The following is a 12,212-nucleotide window of genomic DNA, read 5'->3' on the forward strand; positions in this document are numbered from 1 at the left end:
AGGTTGATCAATAGGGGCTGGCCGGGGGATAAAGGATAAATTCCTCCAGGCCGGCCTTTTCCAATTGCGCGATAACATATTCGTCAGGCGTCCCTTCTACCCCAGCGTATCCCCGGCGCGTGTAGATTTGTTCGGCATCGGGGAAAGCGTCTCTAAGTATGCCGCGGATTTTTTTGCCGGAAGGGTCATTATCCATGAATAGGTAGAGCTCGTCCTCTTTTACCCGTTTCCGCAAGGCCTCCAGCTTCAGGGAATTCAGCGTTCCGAAGGTACAATGAATCTGGACCTCTTCGTTCAACAGCCTTCGAAGTTTGCTGCGGTCGTTTTTGCCTTCAACGATGATGCTGATGGACAACGTAATCACCTCGCTATTAGTGTATACTCGCTACGACCCTTCATGCAAAACAGTACTTGTCTCGGAAAAAGCAAAACGGCCTGCCTTTGGGCAGACCGTAAATGCTGGGATTTAGCAATAAAAGAAGGGAGAGCGGAGAATGATGACAAGCAAAATGTACAATACGAGGATCGCTCCCGTTGAAGTCCAGACGCCAGCAACTACCGGCCCTGGTCCTGGTCCGCAATGATCAACGTTACCCATAGGTTCACCCCACTTTCGATTCGATCGGTTATTACACCATATACTATGTGGGACGCCCGCCTCTGCCCTGTGCGACAGCCTAAAGAGGGTAAATAGTGCAGGGTGCTTAACTCACAGACCGTTCGTACCGATGGTAGCCGGAGGTGCAGGGGGGGCATGATGTTTCCCTAGCGGAGTAAACAGCAGAACGACCATTAACAGGAGAAAGGCGAGAAAGTACGGCGAATAATTATTTTCATGCAGCATTCCTGCGGCAATAGGTCCGATGAACGAGCCGATGGACATCGCAATGGATTGCAGGGAAAATACGGTACCGAGCCGCTTACCGCCGCTGAGGTCGATAAACATGGAAGCAATAGCAGGAAAAGTGACGCCTTTGGCCATCCCGAGCGCAAAGAGCGATACCGGCAGCGGGATGAATTCCAGAGCCGCTAAAGCAAAGAAGGAAATGGCGATGCCGAAAATGCCCAGCACCGCACGATGATAAGGTGAATACCGGCTTAAAAAGAGCATCGATAGCGTCGCTAGTGCCCCGATGCTGATGATCGAGAAGTATAACCCGGTATGCATGATTCCCGACGTGCCGCCAGCCTGGAGCGGCAATTCGAAGAAGAGGATCCCTTGGGAACAGGATACGGCTAGCGGAAGTAAGTAGTAACGTAACGGAATTATGTTGATTTTGACAGGGACGTGCGGTGTGCCGGCCGGGATCAAAGCTTTTTCCTTCTTGGGCTCGTGGATAGTGAAGACGGCGATCAGGCCTGTCACGATCAGGAGCCAGCCAAGCGACTGGAACGTAAGCGAAAAACCGGTCTGAGCCACTAAAAATGCGCCCGCAGCAGGCGAAACTACGGAAGCAAGCGTGTGCATGACTCCATGGCCGGCCATCAGTTTGCCTTGCTGAACCGGATTTTTAGTCAGGGAAGCGAGCATCGCCAGGCAAGCCGGCGACAAAAAGGCAAGCACGAAGCCGCTGATCGAGCGGAGCACGAGGAGCTGCCAAGGTTCGGTGACATGTGCTTGCAGCAGCAGAATGCAGCCTGCTCCGATCAGGCTGAAAATCATGTAGCCCTTGCTCCCGTGCCGGTCCACCCCCTGCCCTGCCATTAGATTTCCGGGCAGGTGGGTCAGCGCATAGATCCCCATCATCCAGCCGATAAAGGTAGGTGCAGCGCCGAGAGATAGCGCAAACGGCGTAAGGATGGGATATTGGGCGTGCAGATCGAAGAAAGCGAGAAACATAAAGAAATAAAGCCAGAATGCCATTTTCATTACCTTGTGCCTCCCCTGAAAGTACTTATTCTCTACTTGTACGTTTCAAGGGACGAACTTATTACCGGATCGGAGTCATTGAAAAGCCTCCAATTCCTGGTTTTAACGGAAAAACGGGGTTAAGCTGACACTGGACTGGGCCATCATGTATAATGTATAAGGCATAATGTGTTTGCATGATGGATGTGATAATTACGGATTTGGGAGCGTGGGTCATGTTGGATTTGGATTTGCAGGTGTGGACTGAGTTTTTGAAGCAAAACTGGCTGGTCATCGTGGTCGCGCTGGTTGTGCTGTTCCTGGTGCTGAATTTTGTTAAAACCGTCATTAAATGGGCGCTTGTCCTGGTGATCGCCGCTTGCGTGATCATTTACAGCGGCGTTTCGCTGAAGGATATCGGAGATGCCGTGTCGACCGTAAAGGAGCAGGGAATCGATAAGGTTGCCGAGATCAGCAAGACGGAAGCTTTGAATATGATGAAAAAAGAAGCGGCTGAAGCCAAAATGACGCGGAATCCGGACGGTACGTTTTCGATCACAACACCGAATCTGGAAGTTACCGGGTCGGAAGGTGCGGATAAAGTAAAAGTGATGTTTCATGGCGTCTCGCTCGGAGAATGGAAAATAAGCAATGCGCTGGAAGTGTTTATTCAGGAGGCCAAACGAAATTCTCAATAATGCCTGCTTGATAAGGAAGGTACAGGACATCCAGAATGGAGGCTGACGATGACGGAGAGTTGGTTGCAAAGCTTGGGTGATTTTAATCTGGTATCCGCCTTGTTGTTGATCATCCTGCTGTTCTCGATGCTGCAAGGCTTGCTGAGGGGCGCTTCCCGCAGCGCCGGCAGGCTGGTGTCCCTGCTGAGCGGAGGCGTGCTGGCGGTGTTCGGTATGCTGGCATCCATTCCGCTTACCTTATGGTTATCCCCGCTTGTGCAGGGATGGCTGAATGGAGTAATGCTACCTGAGCGGGACTTGTCCAAATGGGAACAGATTTATTATACGCTGCTGACGGCGGTCCGCGATTTTCCGCTGATGCGTTTTGCAGTGCTATTCATGCTCAGTTACTGGCTGATCCGCACGTTGCTTGGACTTGTTTCGGCGTTTGCGTTCGGCGGGAGTTCCTGGCTGGGGCGGCTTGTCTTTGGCGGAGAGCGGCCTGCTACTTTGCTGAGCCGGTTGACGGGGGCGGCTATCGGCGGTGTAATCGGTGCGGCCCGGTGCTTGCTGGTCATCGCCGTATTGTTTATCACGGTGACGCTATTTCCCGACAGCGGCTTCAGCCGGTATGTCGAAGCCTCTCCTGTGTATCAGCAAGGAGCGCGAACCGTAATTGAACCGCTGTCAGGCAACTTGATCAAGGAGAAGCTTCCGGTGTTTACCCGCGGGGTGGAAGAGGAGCTTAACGGAATTCTGCAGCGGAGGTACGAGGTAATCGATGCCGACATCCCGCAGGATATCGGACAAGCTGCGGCCAAGATCACCGACGACGCCAAGAATGATGAAGATAAGGCCCGCCTCCTATACGATTGGGTCGGATCGAGGGTGACCTATGATTACGACAAGGTCGAAGACTACGAGAAGAACGGGAATTGGCGCGAGCAGACGCCGCAAATGACGTTCGATACCAAACGGGGCGTATGTATCGATTATTCCCGTTTGTACGCTGTCATGGCCCGTTCGCAGGGGTTGCAGGTGAAAGTAGTCACCGGACTCGGCTATGACGGACGGGGAGGATACGGGCCGCATGCCTGGAACGAAGTGTATTTATCGGAGAAGGAGAAATGGGTACCGCTGGATTCTACCTGGGCCGGCAGCGGCGATTGGTTCAATCCGCCGGCATTCAGCGAGACGCATATTCCCGATAAGATTGTTTAGCGTTTCGTGGTATGGGAAAAACTCCGGCTATTTTCTTGAACCCTTTGAGAAATAGCCGGGGTTTTTTCCGGTTTATGCGGTATTTATCTCCCGAAATAAAATAACTGGGAAACGCTGTAACTTCGCCATGCCTATTTCCGTTATGTTAATATATAAGGGATGAATCAAATGGATTAAGGGGAATCGGAAATGAAGAGTGTGTATACGGACGATCCACGGGAACAAGAAGCCGCGATGCAGCGTCATTTTAATATTCGACTGAATATGTTTTTCTTCAGTGCTTTCGCTATTTTCACGGTCATTATCGTTCGGCTGGCGATTCTTCAATTCGTGGAAGGTCCAAGCCTGTCGCAGCAGGAGACGGCCATGAGGGTGAAGGAAGTGCCTTTATCGCCGATCCGGGGATCCATTATAGCCGCCGGAGGCGAGAAACTGGCCTACTCCACGCCCGTACAGTCCCTGTACATTACGTTGCAAAAGGATTACAGCACCACCACCGACCGAGGGAAAGAGAACCGTCCGGAAGCGTTGGCGCTGGCCGACAAGCTGAAGGAAGTATTCGATAAATACGGGGATCCGAATGCCACCAAGATGACGAAGGAAGAGATCATCAAGGCGATGGATCTGGATTACCGGCTGAACAACGGCTTTAGTGCCCGCAGAATCAAGATTGATTTAACGAAGGAGGAAGTGGCTTACTTCCTTGAACGGAAGAATCAGTTTCCCGGCATAGAAGTCGTCGAGGAGAGCATCCGGCATTATGATAAGGATACCGTGGCGGTGCAGACGGTCGGATATTTGAAAAAGTTCTCCAATGCGTCGACTACCGAGGCTTCTGATCTCCAGTATTATAAAAATATTCGGGAGCAAAAAGACACGGACCCTTCTCTGCAATACACAGAAACTGAACTTGTCGGATACGACGGCTTGGAGCTCTATTATCAAGAGGAACTTCGCGGTAAGAACGGTTTCAAAAGCGTGCCGATAGATCCGCGGAACATGGCGACAGGCATCCCTGAGGTGACTCCGCCGGTAAAAGGGTATGACCTACACACAACGATTAACAAAAATATTCAAATGGTCGCAGAGCAGGCAATTCTGGATCAAATTGATTGGGTCCATAAAAATCCGGTTTCGGGGAAAACCCATCCTAATGCCAAAACAGGTTATGCTGTAGCGATGGAAGTCGATACAGGTAATGTTGTGGCAATGGCCAGTATGCCTGATTATGATACAAACGTTTGGCAAAGTGGGGGGATTGATCCGGAAGAATGGAATAAAATTAATAAGAATTACCAGAATGGAACGATTACGCCATATAGCTCGGGCCAATCGGGACATGATTTTGGTTCGAACGTATTGCTTGGTTCCACAGTTAAACCTTTGTCCGTCTTGATCGGGCTTAACGAAAATTTGTTTACGACGAATACTTATTATACAGACCGAGGTATCGCATATTTTGGTAAAAATGATTCATCAAGCGTCCGAAACTCAGGGCGTAGAGCGTATGGACCGCTTGATCCGTCTGGTGCTATTTTCCATTCTTCTAATACCTTTATGGTGGAGATGATTGGGGAAAAACTATATAGCAAGTATGGTGCAGATGGCATTGATGTATGGGATAAGTATATGAAAGAGTTTGGTCTCGGAGTATCTACAGGCGTAGATTTGCCGAGGGAATTTCTTGGCTCCTTAGGCTACAAAGATAAGTCCGAAACACCACTTTCCCGGTTAGTATATGCTTCCTTTGGTCAGAATGGAGGCTACACAACGATGCAGTTAGCTCAGTACACAGCTACGCTGGCAACTCACGGTAAACGGATGCAACCGCATCTTGTCAGCAAAATCACGGACGAGAACAACAATATCGTTGAAGAATCTAAACCTACGGTGCTTAATGAAGTTAAGTTTAAGGAGGCATATTGGAAGGAAGTTATCAGTGGGATGAAAACTGACGTTAGTTCTGCGTTCGCGGGTTTCCCGTATGATTTTGCCCGAAAGACAGGAACCTCGGAGCAGTATGCCAAAGGTGAAAATAGAGACAACGGTGTATTTATAGCCTTTGCTCCTCGCGAGAACCCGAAACTTGCTGTGGCGGTCATCGTTCCCGAAGGTGGCTTTGGCGCATGGAGTGCTGCGCCGGTTGCCCGCAAAATCTTTGATGCTTACGATCAAGAGTATGGACTCGATGGGGTGCCGAAGAAAGCACAAAACCATATTGTGAATGAGTAGAAAATTTAAATCACCTGTTAGTACTGGATGCTAGATGACCGGTATTCACAGGTGTTTTCATTTGTTAATAGTAATTTTCAATTGAGGAAAACTTAGAAGATCCTCGTTTCCTTCCTAACAGTAACTAGAACTTTTCTAAGTGGGGGAATTGGATATGTAAATAGAATAAATAGATGCAGTTTTAATCTGATTAAATTATGGAGCAACATTCAACTAGTTAACACTTGACGGATCGTGACTGAATTGAGGTACCTTAATTTTCTGAGTATTCATGTTTAATACAGTGCCCCTACAGAAAGGGTTGCAGCGATTGGATCAGTTGATATAGGCGAATTTAACCTGGGCGCTGTATAAATCAAATCCTGCTTCTTTTAACCCACTGCAGCGAGATGCACGCGTCATTCAGTTGATAAAAGATATACTGATGAATTCTCTGGGCAGCATAGCGGGTGAATATGACAATAAGCCCTCATGTATTCTGTACATAAGCCGAGAACGCCATTTCAGAGTATATCATATATGAATTCTATGGGAGGTGAGTATGAAACAGCTAGAAGCCTAGGAGACATGTACAACATTCTGAAAGACATTCGTTGTTTGCTAAAGGAACCGAAGAGTTTTCACCAAAGCTGCAATTATATTGAAAATTCCAAATAATTTTAAGACACTTATAAAACGGTGTATGATTCACACAAATAAATCAATAGCAGATTGTTAAAGAATTCGCGAATTTAATATTTGAAAAATCGATTAAATCTTATTCAGAGAATAGTTGAGCAATTTGAAAAACTGCTATCTAGAACCAACTATGGTTCTCCGGTTTTAATTTAACATAAGTAAACTGTTAACTAGCTTGATTACCGAGGTGCTTTAGTTTTAATTCAATGTTTTCATCACGGTGTACATAGCGGTTCTAAGCTGCCGAGCGAAAGGTTCAAGATTATCAAGAACGTCATTGCGATGTAAATGTCCTCGCCTGAACTTTGAATAAAATTGATTGACAGCGGCATGGAGTAACGCATTCATCTCCTATAACTGATTTCAAAGGCTGGGAAACCAGTACTTTAGACTCATTAACTCGCTAATACTATCGATCTATTTTTGGAATAATATATTGAAAATATGGAATAAAGAGGTATAATAAAAGTGAAATAATAACAAATTTAGGAGGTTTTAAGAATGAAGAAATTATCACTTGCTATGTTGTCCCTTGTATTTCTGTTTTCCTTTGCCACAAGTGTTTTTGCAGCAACAACTGGTAGTGTGACATCAACTCGTAAAGATAATGCAGCTAAGTCAATAACAATAACGGGTTCAGGGAAATACATGAAATTCACAGTTACGTATTCAGGAAGTGTTGGAGATGGTTATGGCGGGGATGGTGTATTGATAAAGAAAACCAGCGCGAGCACCGGTGAGGAAATTGCCTCCTTTAATGTGGATCCGTCCAGTAAATCCCAGTCTACCGATGTATGGCTTGATAAAAACGCAACCTATATTCTGCAGGCTGACGTAAGCATTTTTGCTGCTTCAGATGCATCTGTTACAGCTTCTATTAAAGAAAGGTAATTTTAACTTAACTAATCTTTTTAAACAATACCCCCTTTTTTAATAAAAAGATCACTGAGGCAATATTGCTAAAGTGATCTTTTTTTATTCCACAGATTTTTTCGTATAGCTAAATTCTAGTTATTTTAAAGAACAGGGTAAGACTGTGTAAATTTTAGTTTGATTAATCAATAGGACAGAAAAAATACATAAAAGAGCGACGAATAGCACTCATTTTAGTAACAATGCTTAGTGAGGTAGCGTAGATTTTTAATCTTTTTGGATTTACAAAGCGGTCGCGTTTTAACTAAACCTTTTTCTTAGATTGAATAGTGAAGCAATGCGAATCGATGGTAAGAGCTTTAACGCCCGTTTGACTCAATTGAGGTTGTAAAGAATTTATTTATAGATATAGACTGTGAAACACTGTGTGTTATACCTATTTATACAAAGTACAAGAGGATCCATATTGCTGGAGGTAGCCCGTGAGAATGGAGCATAGTAAGTACAACGACAAAAGTATATTTGGCCAAGGGATTTGGACATTGAAATAAGAATAAAGGAATAGAATAGTTGTTGAAAATTTTCGACACACACAAAAATTCCTCTTGCTTTTTTGTATGTTTATGCCTTAAAATTTGCACTAACGAAACATTTTTATATTAGACTAAAACTTAATGCCAAGGGAAACAAGTGTTTACTTGTACAACATTCGAGGTCGAATACTGAAATTGTAGCCAAACACGTAAATTACAGCTCAATACTGAAATTTTGGATTCGATAGAGAACTGAATTTGTGGGAGGAGATAACCAGATGAAAAAGATAGAGGCAACTGAGATCAAGGTGAAGAAAAGCCCGTTACAAAGGGCGAAAATGACGTTAAGCGTATTGGCGCTAATCGTGATTGCCGCATGTGCCAAAGTGGAGGGAGAGCCAGATCAGCAGCGGCGCGCGGAGGATGGCGGGAAGATTCAAATCGTTACGACGATCGGGATGATTACGGATGTTGTTCAGGAAATCGGCGGCGGCGAAGTCGAAGTAAAAGGTTTGATGGGGCCGGGCGTGGACCCGCATTTGTATAAGGCTTCTCAAGGCGATATTCAGAAACTGGACGATGCGGACATGATTTTTTACGGCGGTCTGCATTTGGAAGGAAAGATGACGGAGATTTTCGAGAAGTTGGAGAAGCGGAAGCCGACCGTCGCCGTTTCCAGAGACATTGATCCATCCTTACTGCGGTCCGGTGAAGATGCCGGGGGTTCCCAGTATGATCCGCACATCTGGTTTAATGTGAAGCATTGGGTCTCCGCGGCCGAAACGATTCGGGATACGCTATCCGAATATGATCCGGCTCATGCCGCCGAGTACGGGAAGAACGCGGAAGCCTACATTGCGGAGCTCAATAAACTGGACGCGGAGGTTCGGGAACGTATCGCCGAAATTCCAGAAGAAGGACGCGTGCTCGTCACGGCGCATGATGCTTTCGGTTACTTCGGAGACGCTTATGGCATCAAGGTAATGGGGCTACAGGGGATCAGTACGGCATCGGAATACGGCTCGAAGGATGTCAGCAAGTTGCGCGATTTTCTGGTGGAAAATAAAATCAAAGCGGTATTCGTAGAATCCAGCATACCTACCAAGTCGATGGAAGCGGTCATTGCCGGAGCGAAAGAACTGAGCCATGACGTCAAAATTGGCGGCGAATTGTACTCCGACTCCATGGGCGAACCGGGATCGGATGCAGACACATATATCAACATGGTGCGTCACAATGTGAACACCATTACCGAAGCATTGAAATAAACTGTAAGGGTGTAGGCTAGCCCAGGAAAAGGAGGAACTGAGATGACTACTGCCAATCCTCTCGAAGTCAATCATTTAACAGTGGCATATCAGAAAAAACCGGTACTAAACTCGGTTTCGTTTCAAATCCCGTCAGGAAAGCTGATCGGTGTGCTGGGCCCCAACGGAGCGGGGAAATCCACGCTGCTTAAGGCGGTACTCGGTCTTATACCAAAGGTTGAAGGTGAAGTGAAAATATTCGGTCGTCCCTATCAGGAGCAACGGAAAGTCGTCGGATATGTGCCGCAGCGGGAATCGGTCGACTGGGATTTTCCGACGAACGCGCTGGACGTCGTGATGATGGGACGTTACGGCCATCTGGGTTGGTTCCGCCGCCCAGGGTCCAAAGAGCGGGAAATTGCGATGGAGTGTCTGGGCAAAGTCGGGATGGCGGATTACGCCGGACGGCAAATCAGCCAATTATCGGGCGGTCAGCAGCAGCGTGTATTTTTAGCCAGAGCACTGGCTCAAAACGCCCGATTGTACTTCATGGATGAACCGTTCGCCGGCGTCGATGCCACAACGGAAAAAGCGATCATCCAATTGCTGCACGAACTGAAAGAACAGGGAAAGACTGTTCTGGTTGTACATCACGACTTGTCCACAGTACAGGAGTATTTTGACCATGTTCTGCTTCTGAACGGCGAACTGATCGCAGCGGGACCGACAAGCGAGATATTTACGGCGGAACATCTTCAGCAAACTTATGGCGGGCGGATCGCCATGCTCCAGGATTTCGCCGCCGTACCAGCAGGGAAGGTGTAGGCTTATGCTATCAACATTTTTTAATTGGCTGAGCGATCCCAACATGCAGTGGATTCTGATGGGTTCATTGCTGCTCGGGCTGGGGAGCGGAGTGATCGGCTCGTTCACCTTTTTGCGCAAGCAGAGCCTGCTCGGTGATGCGTTGGCTCACGCAGCGCTGCCTGGCATATGTATCGCGTTTATGCTCAGCGGAGTCAAATCGATCGGCCTTTTCATGATTGGAGCGATTCTTTCCGGGATGCTCGCCACCTTCGGAATTCATGCCATAACCCGCTATTCCCGCATTAAGCAGGATGCTGCGCTCGGCATCATCTTATCGGTCTTTTTCGGCGTTGGCGTCGTCATGATGACCAAAATTCAGCATAGCGGAAACGGCAATCAAAGCGGACTGGATAAGTACATGTTCGGGCAGGCTGCTTCCATGATGCTCTCCGACGTTTATTTGGTCGGCATCGTGTCTTTGATCCTGGTCGCTGTATGTACGTTATTGTTCAAAGAGTTTAAACTGGTCAGCTTCGATCCGGGATTCGCCCGGGGTATGGGACTTAAAGTCGGGCTGCTGGAACAGCTGCTGCTCTTGATGACCGTGATTGCGGTCGTCGTCGGGATTCAGGCGGTCGGCGTAGTGCTCGTAGCCGCATTGCTGATTACGCCGGCGGTAGCGGCGCGTTACTGGACCGACGCTTTGAGCGTCATGATCGTACTGGCTGGCGTGTTCGGCGCCCTTTCGGGCGTTACCGGCACGCTGATCAGCGGAACGCTATCGAACTTGCCGACGGGACCGGTTACGGTATTGGCAGCAACTTCGTTATTTTTGGTCTCCGTCATTTTTGCTCCGAATAGAGGAATGCTCGCCAAGTTGCTACGGCGTTTGCGTCAGCGCAACGAAATGAAGCGAGGGTATGACGTAGCGGGTATGGCCGCTGTCGATATGGCGGTCATCTCAAAAAGAAGTCATGCGGCGGAAAGGAGTGCGGAGTAATGGCTGATTTTTGGATCATTCTAACCGGCACGCTGGTTGCCGCATCCTGCGGGGTGCTGGGCTGCTTTCTCGTACTCCGTAAAATGGCGATGGTTGGCGATGCGATTAGTCATTCCGTTTTGCCGGGGATCGCGATCGCCTTCCTGATCAGCGGAACGCGAGATTCCTTCTTAATGCTGGTGGGTGCCGCCGTATTGGGCTTGATAACGGTATTTCTGATTCAGACGCTACAGCAAGGAGGTCTGCAGTCCGACGCTTCCATCGGGATTGTATTTACGGCTTTGTTTGCCGTGGGCGTGATCCTGATCAGTCGGAATGCCGCTCATATCGACCTCGATCTGGATTGCGTACTGTTTGGTGAAATTGCCTATGTTCAATGGGATACCCTCATCGTGAACGGGTACGATCTTGGACCGGCGGCCGTCTGGATGCTGGGCGGCACGTTGTTAATCGTGCTGGTCGTGATCGGCCTGTTCTACAAGCAGTTCAAGCTGTGCGCCTTCGATCCCGCATTGGCTGCGGCCCTCGGAATTCCGGTAGCACTGTTCCACTACCTGCTCATGGGGCTGGTTTCGCTGTCCACGGTTGCTTCCTTCGAAAGCGTCGGAGCGATTCTGGTGGTCGGTATGCTCATCGTTCCGGCTTCAACCGCTTATCTGTTGACCGACCGGCTTAGCGTCATGCTGATCTACAGCGTCTTGGTCGGTGCCGCCAGTTCAGCCGGCGGGTATTATGCGGCAAAATGGCTGGATGCCTCCATCGCGGGATCCATGATCACTGTTGCCGGTATCCTGTTCATCCTGGCCTTCGTATTTTCACCGCTCCATGGCCTTGTGGCCCGATATCAAAAACGCCGGAGCTTGAAGGCGGCATCGGCCTAAGTAGCTATACTGGTAAAGGTATCTACAAAGGTATCGGAGCCACCTGCTTCGGGTTCAGCATTGGTTCGGATGTTATTGGGAGCCATAGATGACTTCATGTAGCTCCTGCCGCAAAGGCGGGGGCTTTTTTGCGTGGAGTTTCTAAGACTTACGGACATGTAAAAAATAGTTCCGCTTTCCAGCGGTAATGAAACAATTGCTTTATGGCTTCTGT

10 protein-coding genes are annotated in these 12,212 nt (G+C 48.2%); 8 read left to right on the forward strand and 2 right to left on the reverse strand.

Features of this window, described 5'->3' with window-relative positions; all coding sequences use genetic code 11:
• Positions 1-7: 7 nt before the first annotated feature.
• Both DFP94_RS13040 and DFP94_RS13045 read right to left on the reverse strand, forming a co-directional pair.
• A complete protein-coding gene (locus tag DFP94_RS13040; RefSeq protein WP_114496910.1) occupies positions 8-355 on the reverse strand; it encodes a toprim domain-containing protein in 348 nt (115 codons plus the stop codon).
• 354 nt (positions 356-709) lie between these two features.
• Positions 710-1,870 (reverse strand): MFS transporter, encoded by a 1,161-nt coding sequence (locus tag DFP94_RS13045; RefSeq protein WP_114496911.1) that lies wholly within the window; start codon positions 1,868-1,870, stop codon positions 710-712.
• 224 nt (positions 1,871-2,094) lie between these two features.
• Here DFP94_RS13045 and DFP94_RS13050 point away from each other — a divergent pair, with 224 nt between their 5' ends.
• The 8 genes from DFP94_RS13050 (at position 2,095) to DFP94_RS13085 (ending at position 11,998) form a co-directional block, all read left to right on the forward strand.
• Positions 2,095-2,547, forward strand: coding sequence for a hypothetical protein (locus DFP94_RS13050; RefSeq protein WP_114497120.1), 453 nt, complete (start codon positions 2,095-2,097; stop codon positions 2,545-2,547).
• 48 nt (positions 2,548-2,595) lie between these two features.
• The gene (locus DFP94_RS13055) at positions 2,596-3,747 is read left to right on the forward strand and encodes a transglutaminase domain-containing protein (protein WP_114496912.1); all 1,152 of its coding nucleotides are present in this window, start codon (positions 2,596-2,598) and stop codon (positions 3,745-3,747) included.
• Positions 3,748-3,936: 189 nt separating this feature from the next.
• Positions 3,937-5,979, forward strand: a complete 2,043-nt coding sequence (locus tag DFP94_RS13060; protein WP_114496913.1) for a peptidoglycan D,D-transpeptidase FtsI family protein — start codon at positions 3,937-3,939, stop codon at positions 5,977-5,979.
• A gap of 1,179 nt (positions 5,980-7,158) precedes the next feature.
• Positions 7,159-7,548: a hypothetical protein gene (locus DFP94_RS13065; RefSeq protein WP_114496914.1), complete on the forward strand. Its 390-nt coding sequence runs from the start codon at positions 7,159-7,161 to the stop codon at positions 7,546-7,548.
• A gap of 793 nt (positions 7,549-8,341) precedes the next feature.
• Positions 8,342-9,331: a metal ABC transporter solute-binding protein, Zn/Mn family gene (locus tag DFP94_RS13070; RefSeq protein ID WP_114496915.1), complete on the forward strand. Its 990-nt coding sequence runs from the start codon at positions 8,342-8,344 to the stop codon at positions 9,329-9,331.
• A gap of 42 nt (positions 9,332-9,373) precedes the next feature.
• Positions 9,374-10,135: a metal ABC transporter ATP-binding protein gene (locus DFP94_RS13075; protein WP_114496916.1), complete on the forward strand. Its 762-nt coding sequence runs from the start codon at positions 9,374-9,376 to the stop codon at positions 10,133-10,135.
• Between the two features lie 4 nt (positions 10,136-10,139).
• Positions 10,140-11,117, forward strand: coding sequence for a metal ABC transporter permease (locus DFP94_RS13080; protein WP_114496917.1), 978 nt, complete (start codon positions 10,140-10,142; stop codon positions 11,115-11,117).
• Positions 11,117-11,998: a metal ABC transporter permease gene (locus DFP94_RS13085; protein ID WP_114496918.1), complete on the forward strand. Its 882-nt coding sequence runs from the start codon at positions 11,117-11,119 to the stop codon at positions 11,996-11,998. The genes DFP94_RS13080 and DFP94_RS13085 overlap by 1 nt, the downstream gene beginning before the upstream one ends.
• Positions 11,999-12,212 lie beyond the last annotated feature (214 nt).

The organism is Fontibacillus phaseoli, assembly GCF_003337355.1.
GTDB classification, from domain to species: domain Bacteria; phylum Bacillota; class Bacilli; order Paenibacillales; family Paenibacillaceae; genus Fontibacillus; species Fontibacillus phaseoli.